This is a genomic window from Leucobacter sp. UCD-THU, from assembly GCF_000349545.1.
Classification (GTDB): domain Bacteria; phylum Actinomycetota; class Actinomycetes; order Actinomycetales; family Microbacteriaceae; genus Leucobacter; species Leucobacter muris.
Window position 1 is genome coordinate 169,620 of record NZ_KB714605.1, and the last position, 19,208, is coordinate 188,827.

Annotated in this window: 21 protein-coding genes and 1 pseudogene; 5 read left to right on the forward strand and 17 right to left on the reverse strand. The window is 71.1% G+C overall.

The features are described from left to right. Position 1: 1 nt before the first annotated feature. The 7 genes from H490_RS30200 to H490_RS30230 are packed head-to-tail and all read right to left on the reverse strand — an operon-like array spanning position 2 to position 7,515. On the reverse strand, positions 2-1,144 hold the full coding sequence (locus H490_RS30200; protein ID WP_017885268.1) for an NAD(P)/FAD-dependent oxidoreductase: 1,143 nt from the start codon (positions 1,142-1,144) through the stop codon (positions 2-4). Beyond that, on the reverse strand, positions 1,141-2,430 hold the full coding sequence (locus H490_RS30205; RefSeq protein WP_017885269.1) for an amidohydrolase: 1,290 nt from the start codon (positions 2,428-2,430) through the stop codon (positions 1,141-1,143). Before H490_RS30205 ends, H490_RS30200 begins: the two co-directional genes overlap by 4 nt. Beyond that, complete coding sequence (locus H490_RS30210; RefSeq protein ID WP_017885270.1) at positions 2,402-3,586, reverse strand: hypothetical protein; 1,185 nt, start codon at positions 3,584-3,586, stop codon at positions 2,402-2,404. Before H490_RS30210 ends, H490_RS30205 begins: the two co-directional genes overlap by 29 nt. A 16-nt stretch (positions 3,587-3,602) precedes the next feature. Next, positions 3,603-4,817, reverse strand: a complete 1,215-nt coding sequence (locus H490_RS30215) for a M24 family metallopeptidase (RefSeq protein WP_017885271.1) — start codon at positions 4,815-4,817, stop codon at positions 3,603-3,605. Between the two features lie 3 nt (positions 4,818-4,820). Then, positions 4,821-5,639, reverse strand: a complete 819-nt coding sequence (locus H490_RS30220; protein WP_017885272.1) for an ABC transporter permease — start codon at positions 5,637-5,639, stop codon at positions 4,821-4,823. Beyond that, positions 5,632-6,411, reverse strand: coding sequence for an ABC transporter ATP-binding protein (locus H490_RS30225; protein WP_017885273.1), 780 nt, complete (start codon positions 6,409-6,411; stop codon positions 5,632-5,634). The genes H490_RS30220 and H490_RS30225 overlap by 8 nt, the downstream gene beginning before the upstream one ends. 57 nt (positions 6,412-6,468) lie before the next feature. Continuing rightward, positions 6,469-7,515 carry an ABC transporter substrate-binding protein gene (locus tag H490_RS30230; protein WP_017885274.1) on the reverse strand — a complete coding sequence of 349 codons (1,047 nt, stop codon included), beginning with the start codon at positions 7,513-7,515 and terminating at the stop codon, positions 6,469-6,471. Between the two features lie 124 nt (positions 7,516-7,639). Between H490_RS30230 and H490_RS30235 the strand changes: the two genes are divergently transcribed. After that, positions 7,640-8,284, forward strand: a complete 645-nt coding sequence (locus H490_RS30235) for a GntR family transcriptional regulator (protein WP_017885275.1) — start codon at positions 7,640-7,642, stop codon at positions 8,282-8,284. On the opposite strand, the gene H490_RS0116425 is transcribed toward H490_RS30235, so the two are convergent. The 4 genes from H490_RS0116425 to groES all read right to left on the reverse strand — a co-directional run bounded on the left by H490_RS0116425 (position 8,256) and on the right by groES (position 11,795). After that, positions 8,256-9,809: a class I adenylate-forming enzyme family protein gene (locus tag H490_RS0116425; protein ID WP_017885276.1), complete on the reverse strand. Its 1,554-nt coding sequence runs from the start codon at positions 9,807-9,809 to the stop codon at positions 8,256-8,258. The genes H490_RS30235 and H490_RS0116425 overlap by 29 nt on opposite strands. Before the next feature lie 23 nt (positions 9,810-9,832). Continuing rightward, entirely contained in the window at positions 9,833-10,267 is a 435-nt protein-coding gene (locus H490_RS31255; protein WP_017885277.1) for a PaaI family thioesterase, read from the reverse strand. Continuing rightward, complete coding sequence (locus H490_RS30245; RefSeq protein ID WP_017885278.1) at positions 10,264-11,298, reverse strand: zinc-binding dehydrogenase; 1,035 nt, start codon at positions 11,296-11,298, stop codon at positions 10,264-10,266. The genes H490_RS31255 and H490_RS30245 overlap by 4 nt, the downstream gene beginning before the upstream one ends. A 200-nt stretch (positions 11,299-11,498) precedes the next feature. Further along, complete coding sequence (groES, locus tag H490_RS30250; protein ID WP_017885279.1) at positions 11,499-11,795, reverse strand: co-chaperone GroES; 297 nt, start codon at positions 11,793-11,795, stop codon at positions 11,499-11,501. Between the two features lie 254 nt (positions 11,796-12,049). On the opposite strand from groES, the gene H490_RS30255 reads away from it, so the two are divergent. The 4 genes and pseudogenes from H490_RS30255 to H490_RS32770 all read left to right on the forward strand — a co-directional run bounded on the left by H490_RS30255 (position 12,050) and on the right by H490_RS32770 (position 14,378). Further along, positions 12,050-12,460, forward strand: coding sequence for a DUF4190 domain-containing protein (locus H490_RS30255; RefSeq protein ID WP_017885280.1), 411 nt, complete (start codon positions 12,050-12,052; stop codon positions 12,458-12,460). Positions 12,461-12,506: 46 nt separating this feature from the next. Beyond that, entirely contained in the window at positions 12,507-12,959 is a 453-nt protein-coding gene (locus H490_RS30260) for a DUF4190 domain-containing protein (protein WP_017885281.1), read from the forward strand. Positions 12,960-13,921: 962 nt separating this feature from the next. Continuing rightward, positions 13,922-14,164 (forward strand): annotated as a pseudogene (locus tag H490_RS32765) (THUMP-like domain-containing protein); the annotation flags it as partial. Between the two features lie 76 nt (positions 14,165-14,240). After that, complete coding sequence (locus H490_RS32770) at positions 14,241-14,378, forward strand: THUMP-like domain-containing protein (RefSeq protein ID WP_238560360.1); 138 nt, start codon at positions 14,241-14,243, stop codon at positions 14,376-14,378. 130 nt (positions 14,379-14,508) lie between these two features. Here H490_RS32770 and H490_RS0116440 read toward each other — a convergent pair whose 3' ends face one another. The 6 genes from H490_RS0116440 to alr form a co-directional block, all read right to left on the reverse strand. After that, the gene (locus H490_RS0116440) at positions 14,509-14,943 is read right to left on the reverse strand and encodes a hypothetical protein (RefSeq protein WP_017885283.1); all 435 of its coding nucleotides are present in this window, start codon (positions 14,941-14,943) and stop codon (positions 14,509-14,511) included. Between the two features lie 114 nt (positions 14,944-15,057). After that, positions 15,058-16,173 carry a tRNA (adenosine(37)-N6)-threonylcarbamoyltransferase complex transferase subunit TsaD gene (tsaD, locus tag H490_RS30270; RefSeq protein ID WP_017885284.1) on the reverse strand — a complete coding sequence of 372 codons (1,116 nt, stop codon included), beginning with the start codon at positions 16,171-16,173 and terminating at the stop codon, positions 15,058-15,060. Next, positions 16,170-16,718 carry a ribosomal protein S18-alanine N-acetyltransferase gene (gene rimI / locus H490_RS30275; protein ID WP_017885285.1) on the reverse strand — a complete coding sequence of 183 codons (549 nt, stop codon included), beginning with the start codon at positions 16,716-16,718 and terminating at the stop codon, positions 16,170-16,172. Before rimI ends, tsaD begins: the two co-directional genes overlap by 4 nt. Beyond that, a complete protein-coding gene (gene tsaB / locus H490_RS30280) occupies positions 16,715-17,401 on the reverse strand; it encodes a tRNA (adenosine(37)-N6)-threonylcarbamoyltransferase complex dimerization subunit type 1 TsaB (RefSeq protein ID WP_017885286.1) in 687 nt (228 codons plus the stop codon). Before tsaB ends, rimI begins: the two co-directional genes overlap by 4 nt. Further along, a complete protein-coding gene (tsaE, locus tag H490_RS31845; protein ID WP_017885287.1) occupies positions 17,398-18,081 on the reverse strand; it encodes a tRNA (adenosine(37)-N6)-threonylcarbamoyltransferase complex ATPase subunit type 1 TsaE in 684 nt (227 codons plus the stop codon). The genes tsaB and tsaE overlap by 4 nt, the downstream gene beginning before the upstream one ends. Beyond that, positions 18,078-19,199, reverse strand: coding sequence for an alanine racemase (alr, locus tag H490_RS30290; protein WP_017885288.1), 1,122 nt, complete (start codon positions 19,197-19,199; stop codon positions 18,078-18,080). The genes tsaE and alr overlap by 4 nt, the downstream gene beginning before the upstream one ends. Positions 19,200-19,208 lie beyond the last annotated feature (9 nt).

Here is a 19,208-nt window from a genome sequence, read left to right on the forward strand (position 1 = left end):
CCTAGGCGTCGACGTTGCTCGTGCTCGGCGAGTACGAGAACCGTGCGAGGGCGAACGGCATCAGGATCGGATCGGGCTCCCCCGTCATCACCTGGCGTGCGATGAGGTCGCCGACGTACGGCCCGAGCAGGAAGCCGTGCCCGGACCACCCCGCCGCGACCAGCAGGCGGTCGGCCCCATCGATCGACCCGATGATCGGCAGGCGGTCGCGGGACTCGTCGATGATCCCCGCCCAGGAGTCGACCACCCGCGGCTCGCCGAGACCCGGGAGCGAATGCCGGAAGGCTTCGAGCACGAGAGCCGCCTCCCGGTCGGATACGCCGTCGTCGACGCGGATGAGGTCCTGTCCGAGGCAGCCGAACTGCAGCTCTCCGCGCACGTTCTGCCGCAGGAAGAGCTGGGCGTCCCAGTCCTGGAAGAACTGCGCGAAGCGCGGCTCGACGGGCGCCGAGCGCAGCGTCACGACCTTGGCGCTCATGACGGGGAGCGTGAGCCCCGCCGACTCGAGGATCCGCGGTGCGGCGGCTCCCGCCGCGAGGATCAGCCAGTCCGACTCGATCGGTTCTCCACCCGCGAGCGCGAGTCTCCAGCGGCCGGCGCGCTGCTCGATGCCCGTCACCGCGGCGCCGGACCGGATCTCGACGCGGCCGTGGGAGCGCACGAGCTTCGCGACCTGCTGGGTGGCGAGCGCCGGGTCCACCTGGCCGTCCTCGGGGCTGAGCAGACCGAGTTCGACGTCGTGCCGGATCCACGGCATGAGACCGCGGATCTCCTCGCGCTCCAGGAGTCGCGTCGCGCCTCCCCCTCGACCGGCGCGGGCGTGCTTCTCCCTCAGGTCGGCGACGTGCTCGGCCGAGGATCCGACGAGCAGCACGCCCCCCTGCCGGATGCCGACGTCGACGGAGAACCGCTTCTCGAGCGCGCGCCAGTGCGCGAACGCCCGTTCCGCGAGCTCTGCCTCCGCGTCGGCGCGGCCGGCGCGCCGCAGGGCGCCCGCCGCTCGGCGGGAGCCGCGCTGCCCGAGTTCCGTCTCGCTCTCGATGAGCACCACGCGCCCCGCGAACCCGTGATCCATCAGCCCGAGGGCCGCTCCGAGCCCGGCGACGCCTCCGCCCACGATCGCCACGGTCTGCTGCTTCGTCATTCCTGCCTCATCTCTCGGATCACCGTGCGCACGCACTCCGTCATCAGCGCCACTCCGCTCTCGAGCGCGGCGGGCGAGCAGTCGAAGCGGGCGCTGTGCGCGTCCGCGAGACCACCGGTCGCCAGGAGCCCGTAGGAGCCGATCCCGCCGCCGCGCTGCGTCGCCGCCATCAGGTCGGCCGCGTCGTCGCTCGCACCGAAATCGCGTACGTCGACGACCGGGAGGCCGGCCCGCTCCGCCGACTCGCGCATGAGGGAGGTCCCGGGGCCGTCGGAGCCGCCCCCGATGCTGCGCCCGACGGTGTCGACGCGCGCGATCACGCCGCGCCTCGCGGACTCCTCCTCGACGATCCGCGTGAAGCGCTCGCGCGCGCGGACGACGGCCGCCCACTCCACCGCCCTGATCTCGCACTTCAGCTCGGCGTGCGCCGCGATGACGTTGCGCGCCTCGCCGCCGGCGAGCGCGTTGCACGAGACCGTCGCGCCGTCCCAATCGCAGCCCCGCAGCGCCGCGTAGACGTCCACCGCCGCCGCGAGGGCGTCACGCCCGAGTTCCGGGCTCTCCGCGGCGTGCGAGGCCCTGCCGGTGAGCACGACGTCGAGCTTCTCGGTCGCGAGGATGCGCCGCGTTCCGGGGACGACCGTTCCCGCGGGCAGGCCCTCGAGCGCGTCGAGGTGCAGACCGAAGAACCACCCGGCGCCTCGGAGCCAGCCCGCATCCACCAGGGCCGCAGCCCCGCGAGTGCCTTCCTCTGCGGGCTGGAAGACGATGCGGACGCCGAGTCCGAGGGGCAGCTGTCCGACCAGCCGGTCGACGCGACGCGCCACCCCGAGACCGATGGCCGCGTGCCCGTCGTGCCCGCAGGCGTGGGAGTAGCCGTCGATGCCGGAGGCGAACCCCTGCGCGACTGGCGCGTGAACCGGGTCGTCCGATTCCCGCACCGCCAACGCGTCGATGTCGAATCGGAGCACCAGCCACCCGCCCCGACTGCCGTCGCCGAACTCGCACACGACGCCGGTTCCGGCGTCGGCGAGCTCGGCGATCAGATCCGTCGGGCACCCGGCCTCGACGGCGCGACGGGCGAACTCCCGTTGCTGTTGCGGCTCCACGCCGAGACGCCGCTCGCCCAGGCCGAGCGCGCCGCCGTACACGACCCGCGCGTGCTGCAGCAGGGCGAGTTCCTCGATCAGGCGCGCGGTGGTGCGGAACTCCGCCCATCCCGGCTCGGGGTGAGCGTGCAGCTCCCGCCGGAAGCGATCAACCGATGTCGTGGCCAGCGCCCTCACCCGCCATCCTCAGCAGCCGCCGCGGGACCACTGCGGCGATCAGTCGGCTCTCGTGATCCCTCAGGAGGAACTCGGCGTCCGCGCCGGGCGCGCAGACGAGGTCGTCGCGGGCGTCGTCGTCGGACACCGGATCCTCCGAGAGGAAGCGCGCGGGGTTGCGGCAGAAGACCCGATCCGCCAGTCGTCTCCCGAGGCGCGAGGCGGCTCGCTGGTAGCAGTCGGCCAGCATTCCGATGGGGTGGTGCTCCACCTGCAGGAGCCCGGTCTCGAGCCGATGCGACGTCGCGCCGTTCGAGTCGGACGAGACCGACACCCGATCCTCGGAGCGGAGCACGGGGAGCAGCGCTTCGAGGGCCTCCTCGGCGGCGTACGACCCCGCGAAAGTGTCGGGGCGGATCGCCGCCGTCATGTCGACGTGGCAGCCGAGTTCGTGCAGCTCTCGCGCCCCTCCGATGTGCGCTCGGCTCCAGTTGAGGTGGGTCACGACGACGAGCCGGCGCAGCTGTCGAGGCAGCAGCGTCAGCAGCTCGATCGCCGCATCGGCGTGCCGCATGTCGGTGCCGAGGTGCACCATGAACCGCGGCACCCGCCCGAAGTCCCTCGCGAGCGCCACCTCCCGCACGATCTCCTCGCGGAGCTCGGCAGGGGTCGCCGTCGGCGAATCGTCGTCCAGGGCGATCTTCCTGCCGATCACCCCCGCCACCAGGGCGACGTCCAGCGAGTGGTCGCCGAGCACCGAGGCGGGCAGCGGCCCGAGACCGCCGGTGAACATCGCGGCGGCCACGCCCCCCTGCTCGATCGCGGCGACGCTCCGCAGCATCTGCTGGCCGGCGCCCTCCCAGGCCTCGCGGCCGATGCATCCGAGAGCGCGCGTCACCCCGGCGCGCAGCAGGTCGTCCGCGCTCAGCGGCTGCGGCCGGGAGACCGGTCCGAACGCTCCCCCGCCGCCGCTGAGGTGGCAGTGCAGGTCGATGAGCCCGGGCGACACCCGGGCTCCCGAGGCGTCGAAGAGGAGATCGGAGGGGGCTCTGGGGCTCGCCTCTGCCACCTCGACGATCCGGCCTCTGCGGATCACGATGTCGACGAGGCCTTCGTCGTCGCGTCGCCTCACGCCGGCGACGGTGCCCGAGATCGTGGGCGCGGTCGGTGTTCGCATCGCTGTGCGCCCTCCCTCAGACGTGACTGCTCAAGAGCTCGGGCCCGTTCGCGGTGACGGCCACCGGCACGCCGTACCCCATGTGCCGGGCGCCGTCCAGGGTGGGCGCCCCGGCGAAGAGGAAGAACGTCATGCCCGGCTGCAGCTCGTACTCCTGGCTGCGCTTGATCCTGAGCCCCTCGAGCCAGGTGGGCGCGAAGCCGATCCCGGTGCCGTACCCCACGTGGCGCCCGACGCGGCCGCTGCCGGCGCGCACCAGCCGGTCGTGGATCGATCCCGCGACCTCTGCGGCGTTCCTGCCGGGGACCAGCTCTTCGACGCCGGCGAGCACGGTGTCCCGAATCGCGCGATACTGGTCGAGGTACGCCCGAGGCGCACCCTCCATGAAGTAGGTCTGGAACGCGACCGCGTGATACCGCTCCTTCGCGGCTCCGAGCTCGACCGTGACGATGTCCGCCTCCGGCACGGGCAGCGGCTTCGCCGAGAGGTGGGTCTGAGCCAGGGTGCGGCTCCCCGCCGAGATGCACGGGGGCACGGAGGCGGGATCGCACCCCTCGGCCAGCAGCGCGGCGAGCACGGCGCTGCTCAGCTCGGTCTCCAGCACCCCCGGGGCGATCCTCTCCTCCACCGCGAGGTAGGCGCGGTCCAGGGCGCGACCCGCCGCGCGCATGAGATCGAGCTCTCCGTCGTCCTTGACCTCCCTGAGGGCGAGCACCACTTCGTCGCCGCTCTCCAGCGAGATGCCGCACGACTCCGCATGCAGGTAGAGCTCGCGCACGTAGTCGCCGCGCAGCGCGTGCGAGGCGAGTTCGACGTCGATCCGGTCCGCGCCGGACTCCCGCGCCCAGCGCATGAGGGTCGCCGTCGGCGATTCCCGATCGTCGTCGAGCCAGACGCGCACCTCGTCGATGCCCACTCCTCGCGCCATGAGCTCTCGGTCGGGCGCCCTGCAGATGCCCTGCACCGGCTCGGACTCGGACGTCGGCACCCACACCGCTTGGAAGACCCAGTACCCGAGCTGGTCGTATCCGAAGAGGTAGAACATCGAGGCCTGATCGAAGATCAGGAGCCCGCCGCTTCCGCGTCGGCGGAGCGACTCGCGCACTCTCGCGAGTCGCGCGCGGTAGGTCGCCTCGTCGAACGGGTACGGGAGGCCGAGATCCTGCCGGGCGTGCGCATTGATCGTGCGCCTCGTCGCAGTCCCGGGCTGCGTGCCGTCGTGTCCGTTCATGGTTCAGACCCCCGATCCCGCGGCCCGCGTACTGCCGCTGGTCGTCGACGAGAGCTGTCTGCGCTGGCGGGCGTCCCACGAGAGGAGCCGCTCTGCGATGCCGATGGTGGCGAACAGCAGCCCGGCGAGCACCACCAGGATGATGAGCACGGCGAAGAGGGCCGTGGTGTCGAGCGTCGCGTTGTAGTAGACCAGCAGGTAGCCGAGACCGCGGTCGGACGCCATCCACTCGCCCACGATCGCACCGATCACCGAGTTCGTCATCGCGAGCTTCAGACCGGCGAACAGGTACGGGATCGACGACGGGATCTTGACCGTGCGGTAGATCTGGCCCTGAGAGGCGTTCACGGATCTCCCCAGCGTCACCAGGCCGCGATCGGCGGATTCGAGGCCCGCCACGACATTGATCAGCACGGGGAACAGCGCGAGGAGCGCCACGATGATCACCTTGGGCGTCAGGCCGATGCCGAACCAGACGATCAGCAGCGGCGCGATCGCGATCTTCGGAGTCGTCTGCAGCGCGAGGATGATGGGGTACAGCGTGTTCCGCAGCACCTGCGAGACGTCGAGCAGCACCGCGAGCGCCACGCCGATCAGCGATCCGATGAAGAACCCGACGAGGATCGGGATCAGGGTGTCGAGGATGTGCGGCAGGTAGATGCCGAAGCGCTCCCCGAGGTTCTGCGTGATCTCGATCGGCGAGGGAAGGATGAACTTCGGGATCGAGAACCACTGGGTCGACAGCTCCCAGAAGACGAGCAGCAGCAGGATGAGCAGGACGGGAGAGAGCACCCCCTGCAGGAAGTTCTTCGATTTAAGCATCGGTGCGCTCCTCGGTCTCTGCTCGCATCAGTTCGCTGTGCAGCACGGATTGGAAGTCGGAGGTCTCGTGGGTCTGGCGGCCGAACGGCTCTCTCGGCCTCACGAGGGGGTTGACGTAGTCGGCCTGGATCCGCCCCGGCCTCGCCGACATCACCACGATGCGGTCGGAGAGATAGGCGGCCTCGTCGATCGCGTGCGTGACGAAGACGATGGTCTTCTTCGTCTCCTCCCAGATCCGGAGCAGTTCGACCTGCATCTTCTCCCGCGTGATGGCGTCGAGCGCCCCGAAGGGCTCGTCCATCAGCAGCACCATCGGGTCGAGGATCATCGCCCGGCAGAGGGAGACCCGCTGCCGCATACCGCCCGAGAGCTCGTGCGGATACGAGTTGAGAAACGCCCCGATCCCCACGAAGTCGGCGATCTCCTGGATCTCCGACTGGCGGGGCCGCTGCCCCGCCAGCTCGGAGAGATAGGCGATGTTCGCGCCGACCGTTCGCCACGGCAGCAGTCGGGCCTCCTGGAACACGTTGCCGATCTTGCGCTGCTTCCGCACCTCCTGCACGGTCTGCCCCGCGATCGTGACCGACCCCGACGTGGGCTCCAGCAGAGCCCCGATCGTGGAGAGGAGGGTGCTCTTCCCGCACCCCGATGGGCCGATGAGGCTCACGAACTCTCCCTCCTCGATGTCCAGGTCGATGTGCGAGAGCGCGTGCACGGACTTCGTCTTCGTTTGATACGTCAGACTCAGATCCTTGATCGCGATGTAGGTCATGAGGGGGTCACCACAGCTTTCCGTGTCGTTTCGAGGTCTCTCGGTCGCGCAGCCCGCTCAGTCGAGCGGCTGCGGCTTCCAGGCGTCCTCGGGCAGGTAGTCGTTCGTGTAGATCTCGCTCACCGAGACCTCGGATCCGAGCACCTCGCCCGCGAGCAGACTGTCCGCGAGGGCCTGCCAGGCGGTGTCGTCCATCCATCCCCAGCCGTGCTCGTCGGTGCGGTCGCTGTACATCAGCTCGTGCGACGCCTCCAGGGTCTTCAGCAGGAACGCCGCGTCCGTCTCCGGGCGCTGCTTCACGTAGATGTCGACGACGGCGTCGAGGTCCTCTGCGGCGGTCTCGTACCCGCGCATCGTGGCCTCGAGGAAGCGCGAGACGGCGTCGGCGTGATCGGCCAGGTACGCGTCGTTCGCGAAGATCGAGTGGCCGAGGATCGGCTGCTCCTCCGTGCTGAAGGAGAGGAATACGGGGTCGACGCCCTCGTCGGCGAACTGGATCACGTGGTGGTTGTTCTGACCGGTGCAGGCGTCGGCCGCCCCGGAGAGCACCACCGTGCACTTGGCCTGCGGGTCCACGAACGAGAGCGCGAGATCGCTCTCCGAGTCGAGGCCCGCCTCGGCGAGCTTCGATCGGAGCATCGCCTGCTCGGGGCTCGCCGCGGCCGTCGAGACGGTCTTGCCCTCGAGGTCCTCGAACGACTCGATGCCGCTGGCGGCCGGCGCGATGACACCGGAGGAGGTGCGCTGCAGGTGGTTGGCGACCACCGTGAACTCGAGGCCCGAGTCCACTCCGCTCAGGATCGTGTCCGGGCCGGCGAGGCCGAGGTCGCTCTCGCCCGCCGCGACGGCCTGCACGGTGGCCGTGGAGCCCGAGAGGAACTGGAGCTCGACGTCGAGGCCCGCCTCCTCGTAGTATCCGAGCTCATCGGCGACGACGATCCCGTCCCATTCCGCCACGGGGTAGGTCCAGTGGAGCGCGAGCCGCAGCTTCGTCGGCTGCTCGCTCTCGGAGTCCGGGGCGGGCGAGCCGCCGCCGGAACAGGCGACGGTGGCTGCGATCAGGACGCCGGCGAACACGGCGCCCACTGCGCGGATGGTTTTCATGGTTTCTCCTCATCATCGAGTTTTGGCTACCAAATCCGTATTGTGTATACAGTAAAGCATAAATGGATCGCAAATGTTACACTTTTATTAAGAAGCCCGAACGGGCTGGAGCGATAGGAGAACAGTGAGCAGGACACGCAGCGGGACCACCGACGAAGACGTACTCGAAGCGGTCCGCGATCTCCTGACCACCGGTCAGCTGCGCCCCGGACAGGCCATCCGGCAGGTCGAGCTGGCGGAGCGCCTCGGCGTGAGTCGCGTGCCCGTCAGAGAGGCGCTCAAGACCCTCGAAGCCGTCGGGCTGCTGCAGCACACCGCGAACCGCAGCTACATCGTGTCCAAGCTGAGCTTTCGCGAGATCGAGGAGATCTACCGGCTCCGGGAGATCCTCGAATCCGACGCCATCCGCCAGACCCTCGCGCAGGGCGCCTCCCGGCAGCTCATCTGGAAGATGGAGCAGGCGCACGAGCGAGAGCTCGCCGCTCCCGGCGGCGACATCATCCTGAGCACCAAGCTGAACCGCGAGTTCCACTTCCCCGTCTTCGACGGCGCGACCGCCGCGCAAGTGCGACTGATCAGACAGCTCTGGGACTGCACCGACCCCTACCGCATCCTCTACTACGAGAACCACGGGCACCTCGAGAGCGCGCTGGCCGAGCACACCGAGATCCTGGAGGCGGTGAAGACCGGCGACGCCGAGCTCGTCATCGCGCTCTCCGACAGCCACCGCCAGCGCGGCATCACTCAGCTCGCCCCGATCGTCGAGTAGCGGCCGGCGGGCCGGGCCGCTCCTCGGCGCACGCGAGAAACGCCGCCTCTGCGAGCCGCTTCCGATCCACCTTGTTCGCCGCGGCGAGCGGGAACGCGTCGAGCGGCCAGATGCGACGCGGGTGCGCGAACGGCTCGAGCCTGCCCAGCACGTGCTGCTGCAGGGCGCGCTCGTCGAATTCGAAACCCGGGCTGACCAGCACGAACGCGACCGGCTTCCGCCCCTTCAACGCGTCCGGCACGGGCAGCACGACCGCGGAGAGGACCGCGGGATGCGCCTCCAGCGCCTCCTCTACCGCCTGCGGGTAGACGGTCTCGCCGCCGCACTTGAAGACGTCGTCCTCGCGCCCCGCGAACCAGAAGAACCCCTGGTCGTCCACCTCGAACAGATCGCCCGTGTGATGGAACCCGTCGGACGTGATGGGAGGCACGAGATCCGGGCGATTCCGATAGCGCATCATCATCGAGGGACTGCGCACCTCCAGGACCCCTCTGCCGCTCGTCGGCTCGCCGTCGGAGTCGACCAGGCGGATCCGGGGCACCCGCCGCGCGGCGCCGACCGACCCGAGGGGCGTCGGAAGGCCGTCCGGGTGGGGGCCGAACACCCCGGGCCCCGACTCCGTGGTGCCGTAGGAGGTCGTCACCGACGCTCCGGGGAACCAGCTCTCGATCTCGGCGAGCATCTCGTGGGAGGAGGGCGCAGAGCCCATCGTCACGCGCGCGACGCTCGACAGATCCAGCTCCCCGAGGAGATCGTGCTCCCTGCCCAGCATCGCGAACATCGGCGGCACACCCGTGAGATCGGTGACGCGGTGGCGCTCCACGGCGCCGAGGAAGGCTCGCGACTCGAATCTCGGCATGACGACCAGGGTTCCCCGCTGCGAGACGCAGGACAGGGCGAACATGAGCGCCGCGATGTGATTGAGCGGAGCCGCCACGAGCATCCGCGTCTCGGGCCGGGCGACGGCGGGCGCGACGGTCTCGACGATCCACCTCAGCGTGCGATTGCCGAGTTCGACACCCTTGGGCTGCCCCGTCGAGCCCGACGTGTAGAGGATGAGGCCCAGCTCGTCGTCCGGGCGCCGCACCGCCTCGCCCCCCGCCCCGCCGCTCCCCCGCTCTTCGGCGTCGCCTGGCTCCAGCAGCGGCAGCGCCGAGACGCCCCACTCCGAGAGCGATGCGATGCGCGGTCGGTCGGCGAGCACCGTGTGCAGGTCGGCGTCGGCGACGATGAACTCCACGCCGGGCCGAGGCAGCTTCACGCTGATCGGCACGGGCACCGCCCCCGCGTGCACGACCGCGGCGAAGGCGGCGATCCAGGCGATGCCGTTATCGGCGAAGATGCCGATCGCGCGGCCCGGCCTCAGCTCCGCCGAGTACTCCGAGAGCATCCGGTCCCGCAGCAGAGCCAGTCGGCGCAGCGTGCAGCGGTGCTCGCCGGTCTCCGACATCTCGATGACCTCCGCCTCCGCCGAGTCGGGGATGAGCAGCCGCTCCCACGCAGTCGATTCGTTCCCGGTTCCCATCTCTCGCCTCTCCTCGTCCCGCTTCACCGCGCGATCGCGAAGGTCGCGAACGCGCCGCTCGCCATCGCGACGAGCACTCCGTCCTCTCGGAGCACTCGCGCCTCCGCCACCGTCAGCGTCCTGCCCTTCCGCACGAGCGAACCCGTCGCCGTCAGCGGTTCCTCCCGAGTCGGCGCGAGGAACCGCACGTTCAGGTCGACGGTCGGGGCGGCCGCGCCGAACGCCGCCATCACGGCGCACTCCGCGGCGAGGTCGAGCAGCGCGGCGATGACGCCTCCGTGCGTGTGACCGCCGTCTCCGCCGTTGCCCCAGCTCGGCACCCACTCCACCCTGAGACGCACCGATCCGTCCGGGTCGATCCCCGTGAGCCGGGCCGGGAGCCACGCCTGGAACGGAGCATCGTCGATCACGTCCGAGATCCGTTCGAGGATCTCCGCCTCGTTCTCGGCCCCGCTCATCGGTCTTCGTCGCCCCAGGGATCGATCAGGATCTTCCCGATCACCTCGCGATCGCGGATCCGCCGGAGTCCCTCGACCGTCTGGCTCAGCGGCAGCACGTCGCTGATGCAGGGCTCGAGGCGCCCCTCCGACACGTCGGCCAGCAGCGCGACGATGTCCTCCGGACCGTATCCGTTCGAACCGATCACCTGAAGCTCGTAGGTCCAGATGTACCGCAGGTCCTCCTCGGGGGCGTATCCGGCGGTGGCTCCGCACGTCAGGATCCTGCCTCCGAGCGCGGTCGACTTCAGCGTCGGGCGCCACGTGTCTCCGCCGGTGAAGTTGATGACGACGTTCATGCCGGTGCGGTCGTCGAAGCGGCTCGGCTTGCCGTGGTGCTCCACCACCCACGCGAAGATGTCCTCTTCGCGGTAGTTCAGCACTTCGTCGGCCCCGAGCGCCAAGAGCGCCCGGCCCTTCTCCTCGCTTCCGACGGCGGCGACCACGTGCGCGCCGAGGCGCTTCGCGAGCTGCACGCAAGCGACGCCCACCCCGCCGGATGCGCCGAGCACCAGCACGCGGTCCCCCGCGCGGATCGCCCCTTTGCCGATCACCATGCGGTGCGCGGTGCCGTAGGCGACGGGCAGCGCCGCCGCGAGGTGCTCGCTCACGTCGTCGGGAAGCCTGATCAGCAGGCGGGCGTCGACCTCCACGTACTGCTGGAGGCCGCCATCGTACACCTCTCCGATCAGGCCCAGCTCCGGCAGAGAGGCGAGCCAGGGCATCACGACGACGCGGTCTCCGACCGCCCACTCGGCGGCGACGCCCTCGCCGACCTCGACGATGCGGCCCGCCACGTCGATACCGGGCACGACGGGCATCGGTATGGTGATGCCCGGCATCCCGCGGACGGTGAAGATGTCGTGGTAGTTCAGCGACGACGCGCCGACGCGCAGCACCACCCTCCCGGGCCCGGCTGCGGGTCTCGCTCGGTCATCACGGATCTGCAGAACATCGATATCCCCGTGCTCGGGCAGGACGACAGCGCGCATTCAAGACTCTCCTTCGAGTGGCAACACCCGAAGAATACATCACTTTGAGAAAAATAAATACTGATACTTAAAACTGAATACTCTTTACCTCGACCGCGGGAGACCGTCCGGCTCGGGCGAGGCTCCTCGCACACGCATACAACGAGGCCGGGCCCCGATCCATGAAGGATCGGGGCCCGGCCTCGTGCGGGAGGGAGCGCTCAGCGCTCGACCACCGCGAGGATGTCGCGCGCCGAGAGCACGAGGTAGTCGTCGCCGCCGACCTTCACCTCGGTGCCGCCGAACTTCGAGTAGATCACCACGTCGCCGACGCTCACGTCGAGCGGAATGCGGGTGCCGCTGTCGGCGACGCGACCGGGACCCACGGCCACGACCTCGCCCTCCTGCGGCTTCTCCTTGGCGCTATCCGGAATCACCAGACCGGACGCGGTGGTCTGCTCTGCCTCGACCTGCTTGATGACGATACGATCCTCGAGCGGCTTGATGGCTACCGACACGGTTGACCTCTTTCCAATGTCTGAAGGTTCTCTCGCGCCCGCCCCATGCGAGCGCGCCTAAGCAGAGTTTAGAACCCCCGTTGGCACTCTCGCAAGGGGAGTGCCAACGCGGCGCCGTCGGATCGCCCAAAGCGAACGGGATCCGTCACCCGACGACACGCACTCGCCCACGCCAGCCTATCGCCGCCTAGAATCGAAGTGACAGCCGATGCGCATCACGGCGGATCGGCGCCCCAACCGCTCGAGGAGCAGTCATGACCACCCCACACCCTCCCCAGCAGCCCGGAACGCCCCACGCCGCATATCCGCAGAACCCGCAGGGAGCGCCCGCGGCCCCTCAGTTCCAGCAGCCGGTCCAGCAGCCCGCCGCATATCGGCCCCAGGCCTCCACGGCCACCACGCTCGGCGCCACCAACACCTACGCCGTGCTCGCGATCATCTTCGGCTTCCTCGTGCCCATCGCCGGCATCGTGTTCGGCCACATGGGCCTCAACCAGATCAAGCGCAACGGCGACCCCGGTCGCGGTCTCGCCCTCACCGGCCTGATCGTGGGCTACGCCTACTTCGCGTTCATCGCGATCTTCATCGTCGTCTACATCGGGTTCATCGCCATGATGATCGCGGCCATGGGCAGCGCCTTCTCGGGATCCGACTACTACTACTGAGCCGCCGCCTCGGCCGCGGTACACCGCCCAACGAAAGGAACACGCAGTGTCCCAGAACCAGCCGCCCGCGGGCGACGCCTCCCAGCCCCAGCAGAACGCCTCAGCCGCCCCCGGCGACCCGGGCCAGCAGCCGCAGTACGCCGCCCCGCAGCAGCCCCAGTACGCGCCGCCGCCGCAGCCGGGCTACCCGCAGGCTCAGCAGCCCTACGCCGCTCAGCAGCCCTACGCGCAGCAGGCCCCCTACCCGCAGGCGTACGCCGCCGCGCCGCCCACCAACACCCTGGCGATCATCGCACTCATCAGCTCGTTCTTCATCTCGCTGGCGGGCGTCATCTGCGGCCACATCGCGCTGAAGCAGATCGAGCGCACCGGCGAGAGCGGCCGCGGCCTCGCGCTCGCCGGCCTCATCATCGGATACGTGGGTCTCGCGATCGGCGCGATCGTCGTGCTCTTCTACGTGATCCTCATCATCGGTCTGGCCTCCTCCTCGAGCTACTGACGATGGCGGCAGCCGCGCCGACCCCGAGCATCGCAGCCCCCGGCTGGCAGGAGCTCGTCACCCCGGCGGGTGGCGAGCTCCTCGCTCGTATCACCGGCGAACTGCAGCACGGCCGCGCACTCGACCGGATCGCGCGCGACCTGCGCTCCGAGGGCGCCGATCCCGCGCTGCTCGCCGCCGCGCTCACCCAGACCGATCTGCGCTCGCGCGCGGCGGCCAAGTTCGGCGAGAGCGCCTCGCACATGCTCTTCACGCGGGCGGCCCTCGAGCAGGCCACCCGATCGCGTGCGGCGGAGCTGCACGCAGCGCGGTTTCGAGCGGCCGGCTGCCGCTCGGTCGCCGACCACGGATGCGGCATCGGCGCGGAATCCCTGGCCTTTCTCGAGGCGGGTCTCGACGTGCATCCGGTCGAGCTCGATCCCCTCACCGCCGCCTTCGCGCAGCACAACCTCGCCCTCGCGGCGAAGCGGCTGGGAGCGGCGGCTCCCGCGGTGCGCCTCGGCGACGCCGAGTCGATCGGTCCGGGCGACGCCGAAGCCGTGTTCCTCGATCCCGCCCGCCGCACCGCCGGCCACACCGGCACGCGCAGGCTCGCCTCGCCCGACGACTACTCCCCCTCGCTGAGCTTCGCGTTCGGCCTCGCGCGCGAGCGGCCCACCGGAGTGAAGCTCGGCCCCGGCCTCGACCGCGAACTGATCCCCGACGACGCCGAAGCCCAGTGGGTGTCGCTCGACGGGCAGCTCGTCGAGACCGGGCTCTGGTTCGGTGCGCTCGCCCGGCCCGGCGTGCGCCGGGCCGCGCTCGTGCTGCGAGGCGCCCAGGAGGCCGCAGAGCTCACGGGCGCGCACGACTCCGCCGATGCCGACGTGCGCCCGCTCGGCGAGTACCTCTACGAACCCGACGGCGCCGTGATCCGCGCCCGCCTCATCGGCTCGCTCGCCGATCGGCTCCACGCCGGCATGATGTCGGCCGGGATCGCCTATCTCACGGCCGACCGGCTCGTGGAGACGCCGTTCGCGAGCGCGTTCCGCGTCGTCGAGACCCTGAGCTCGCGCGAGAAGGATCTGCGCCGGGCCCTCGCCGCTCGCGACATCGGCGCGCTCGAGATCAAGAAGCGGGGTGCGGACGTCGACCCCGCGGCGCTGCGGCGCCGACTGAAGCTGCGCGGGTCGCGCAGCGCCACGCTGTTTCTCACACGCGACGCGCAGAAAAGGCATTCGAAAACTCNGCGAGAAGGATCTGCGCCGGGCCCTCGCCGCTCGCGACATCGGCGCGCTCGAGATCAAGAAGCGGGGTGCGGACGTCGACCCCGCGGCGCTGCGGCGCCGACTGAAGCTGCGCGGGTCGCGCAGCGCCACGCTGTTTCTCACACGCGACGCGCAGGGCCGGCACGTCGCGCTGCTCGCCGAGCGCTGCTGAGCCCGAGCCCTGCCCGGCCGAGCGCCTGTGCGCGGCCCCAGTGCGAGCAGCGCGCCGCCGCCACACACGCCGAGCGGGGCGGGTCCGGAATGATCCCGGACCCGCCCCGCTCGTGCGGCGCGCGAGCCGCTCAGTAGTTCACGTCGGAGCAGGAGACGGTCTGCCCGGCGATCTCGACGAACTCGGCGCCGTTCATGCACTGCTGCACGGCATCCACCCCCGCGCCCAACGCCCAGACGACGGTGATCGTGACGATGATGCCGATGACGAGGCCGATCGCGCCGGTGACGAGGCCGGTGATGGAGAACGCCTTCGGCTGCTTCTTCATCAGCGCGACGATGCTCAGCACCAGGCCGACGAGCGCGAGGATCGCGCCGAGGAACGGCACGAAGCTCAGCACGAGGCCGGCGATGCCGAGCGCCATGCCGGTGATGGCCAGGGCCTTCTTGGGCTGAGCCGGAGCGGCGCCGTACGCCGGCGCTGCGGGCTGCTCCGACGGAGCCGCCGGCGGAACCGGCGGGACGGGGTTCGAGGCGGGCTGGCCGCCGGGCTGCGTGTCAGACATGTTGCTCCTTCGATCAAGCTCGACGGGGCGCTCCCCCGATCGCTCTTCCACCATAATGTCGAGCGGGCGGCGACCGCGACCCCGAATCGGTGCGTCACCGAATTCATCGGATGATCAGCGGACCTGGATCTCCGTCACGGGCAGGGTCGAATCTGCTCCGAACCCGAGCCCCGAGGGCTCGTGCCCGGCCGCCACCAGCTGCGCTCCGATGGAGGCGATCATGGCGCCGTTGTCGGTGCAGAGCGAGAGCGGGGGCACGCGCAGCTCGACCCCGGCCGCCTCGCAGCGCTCGCGTGCGAGTTCCCGCACTCGCGCGTTCGCGACCACTCCCCCGCCGAGCAGCAGGCGCGGCACCGCGAGGTCTCGGCATGCGGCGAGCGCCTTCGTGATCAGCACGTCGGCGACGGCCTCGCGGAAGCTGGCCGCGACGTCGGCGACCGGCAGCGATTCGCCGCTCTGCTCGTGCTTCTCGACCCATCGTGCCACCGAGGTCTTGAGGCCCGAGAACGAGAAGTCGTAGCGGTGCCGCTCGAGATCCTTCGGCAGGGTGAGCCCGCGCGGGAAGCGGATCGCGTTCGGGTCGCCGTCGGCGGCCACACGGTCGATCTGCGGCCCCCCGGGATAGGGCAGGCCGAGCAGGCGCGCCACCTTGTCGAAGGCCTCTCCCGCCGCGTCGTCGATCGTCTCGCCCAGCATCTCGACGTCGCTCACGAGGTCGCGCACGAGCAGCAGCGAGGTGTGGCCGCCCGAGACGAGCAGCGCCACCGTGGGCAGTCCGAGCTCGCCCACGGCGCCCACGGCCTCCCGCAGGCCTTCGCCCTGCAACAGGTCGGCGCCGACGTGCCCGACGAGATGGTTCACGGCGTAGAGCGGCTTGCCCAGACCGACGGCCAGCGCCTTGGCCGCCGCGACCCCCACCATGAGCGCGCCCGCGAGCCCGGGGCCGCAGGTGACGGCCACCGCGTCGAGCTCGTCGAGCGTCACCCCGGCCTCGTCGAGCGCCCGCTCGATCGTGGGGGTCATCGCCTCGAGGTGGGCGCGCGCCGCGACCTCGGGAACGACCCCGCCGAAGCGGGAGTGCTCGTCCATGGAGGAGGCGATGGCGTTGGCGAGCAGCGTGCGGCCGCGCACGATGCCCACGCCCGTCTCGTCGCAGCTCGTCTCGATGCCGAGCACGAGCGGCCCGCCGCGCGTCTCGTCGGCGGCGCCGAGCGGCTCGGTGGCGTTCATGGACGACTCCTCATCTCGAGCTTCATGATCACGGCGTCCACCCCGTCGGGCTGGTAGTAGCGGGGGCGCACGCCGAGCTGCTCGAACGCGAGCGAGCGGTAGAGCCCCTGGGCGACGGGGTTGTCGGCCCGCACCTCGAGGAAGACCTCACGCACTCCCGCCCGTTCGGCCTCGTCGAGCAGCGCCTCCATGAGCCGGCGACCGTGTCCGCCGCCTCGGGCCTCGGGGGCGACCGCGATCGTCTGCACATCGCCCTCGGCGCCCACCATCAGCAGACCCGCGTATCCGCGCACGGCGTCGTCGCCGTCGACCAGCACGACGTAGTGCCGGTGGTCTGCGGCGAGTTCTTCCCGCATCATCTCGCGGCTCCAGGCGTCGGATCCGAACACCGCGCTCTCGATGGCCCAGATCGCGTCGAGGTCGGCCGCGGTCGCCCCGCGCAGACTCAGTTCGACCGCGGGCGGCGGTGGCGTAGGGGGCGACGAAGCGGGAACCGCGGCGCAGGGCGTCTCGGCTCCGCTCTGCGGGCCGCTGGGGCGGTTCACGCCGACACCCGCTTCGGAGCCCCCGGCTGCTTCACGTCGGGCGCGCGCAGATACACGGCGCGATCCGACTCGAAGTCGCGGCCCGCGGCGAGCCGCCTCGCAGCCAGGCGCACGAGCGTCGCGGTGGGGATGCGCTCGGGCCACACCTCGTTCGGCACCGCCTCGTAGTCGGCGCGGGCGACGAGCCCGGGGCCCGCCGAGCGCACGGGGATGCCCGCCCAGTCGAGATCCGAGAACTCGGTCACGAAGAGTTCGCGCCGCCGGGCGTCCTGCACGACCCTGACGCCGCTCGCCGCGCCCTCGAACGCGTCGAGGGCCACCGCCTCGTGCCCCTGCAGGGGCAGCAGCGGGGCACGGCGCGCGACCGCGAAGGCGTGCGCGGCCGCGATGCCCACCCGCAGGCCGGTGAACGGCCCCGGCCCGATGCCGGCCACCACGCCGGTCATCGCCGCGGGCGAGACGCCGCTCAGGCGGAACGCCTCGGCCAGCAGACCGCCGATCGCCTCGGCGTGGCCCCGGGGGTCATCGCTCGAGATCTCGACCACGCGCCCGCTCGCGCCGAGGGCCACACTCGTGCCGATCGCCGTGTCGATCGCCAGCAGCACCCGGTCGCCCAGCTCGGGCGCCTCCACCTCGCGGCTGCGCAGGCCGGTTGCCGCCGTCATCGCTGCTTCGCCCGTCATCGCGCCCCCTCGGCCGCTTCGCCCGGCGCCTCCGCTGCAGCGTCGCTCGGCGCGGCCGCAGCGACCCAGAGGGCCCCGAGCGGATCGCCGGCATCGACCGACCAGCGCGGGCCGTACCCCGTGACGGTGACGGTTCGCGCCTCGACGGGGGTCTGCGACCAGTCGGGCTCGGCGATCCACGCGGCCGGTTCGTCGAGATCGGCGGCGTGAGCATCGGGGCCGCCGCCGGGAGCCCCACCATCTGGGACGCCGGCGCCACCGCCGAGTGGCCGCTCGATCACCGCCTCGATCCAGGAGTCGCGTGCGGCGACCACACCGGCGCCCCACTCGGCCACCACGACCGAGCCTTCGAAGTCGAGGTCGAGGTCGTCGAGCTCCTCGGCGCCGCCGCCGTGCTCGCTGAGCGCGCCGAGGCGGTAGGCGTCGACGTGCACGAGCGGCGCGCCCCCCACGAGGGAGGGGTGCGTGCGCGCCAGCACGAAGGTGGGGCTCTGGACCGGCCCGCGCACGCCGAGCCCCTCGCCGATTCCGCGGGTGAGGGTGGTCTTGCCGGCTCCCAGCGGGCCGGTGAGCAGCACCAGGTCGCCGGCGCGCAGCACCCGTCCGAGCTGCACGCCGAGCCGGTGCATCGCGTCGGGATCCTCGATCCGAGCCCGCACGACCCGCTCCTCGCCGCTCACGCCTCGCTCCCGTCGGCGGCCACCCGCAGCACGCGCGGCCCGATGCCGGATACGATCTCGTAGTTGATGGTGCGCATGAGGCCCGCCCAGATCTCGACGGGCGGATGCCCCAGCTCGGGATCGCCGAACAGCACCACCGGCTCGCCCAGACCGACGCGCCCGGCGAGCGGCCCCACGTCGACGATGAACTGGTCCATGCCGATGCGCCCCACGATGGGCCGGGGCTCTCCTGCCACCGTGACCCACGCACCGGCGCCGTTGAGGGCGCGCGGCATGCCGTCGGCGTAGCCCATCGGCACGAGGGCGAGTGTGGTGGCGGTCTCGCAGACGTGGTTGAAGCCGTACGAGACTCCTGTGCCCGCGGGCACGCCGCGCAGCGCGACGATCTCCGAGCGCAGCGTCATCGCAGGCACCAGACCGAGCTGTGCTGAGGTCTTGTCGGCGAAGGGGCTCAGCCCGTAGGCCGCGATGCCCACGCGCACGGCGTTGTAGCGCAGGTGGGGCGACGAGAGCGTCGCAGCGCTGGCCGCCAGGTGCTGCAGCTCGGGGTCGATTCCGGCCTCGCGCAGCATCGCGATCGCCTCGTCGAAGCGGGCCGCCTGCGCCCGGTCGTTCTCGTCGCCGGCGTTGGCGAGGTGGCTGAAGATGCCCCGCACCCTCACCAGCCCCTCTCGCGAGAGTTCGGCGGCGCGGGTGAAGAGCGTGCGCCACTCGTCGGGGGCCGCGCCGTTGCGACTGAGCCCGGTGTCGATCTTCAGCTGAGCCGTCGCGCCGCGGCCCACGCGCCGCGCGGCGTCGGCGAGGGCTTCGAGCTGCTGCACGTGGCTGACGCCGATCTCGATACCGGCGGCCACCGCGTCGGCGAAGTCGACCCGCACGCCGTGCAGCCAGCAGAGGATCGGCGCCTCGATGCCGGCCTCGCGCAGCGCGAGCGCCTCCTCGAGGTCGGCGGTCGCGATCATCGCCGCTCCGCCGGCCAGCGCGGCCTCGGCGACGATGCTCGCACCGTGGCCGTAGCCGTCGGCCTTCACCACCACGATCACCGCGCCGCCGGTGAGGTCGCGCACGTGGGCGACGTTCTGCCGGATCGCGGGCAGCGAGATCTCCGCGACGCGCATCGACCCTGT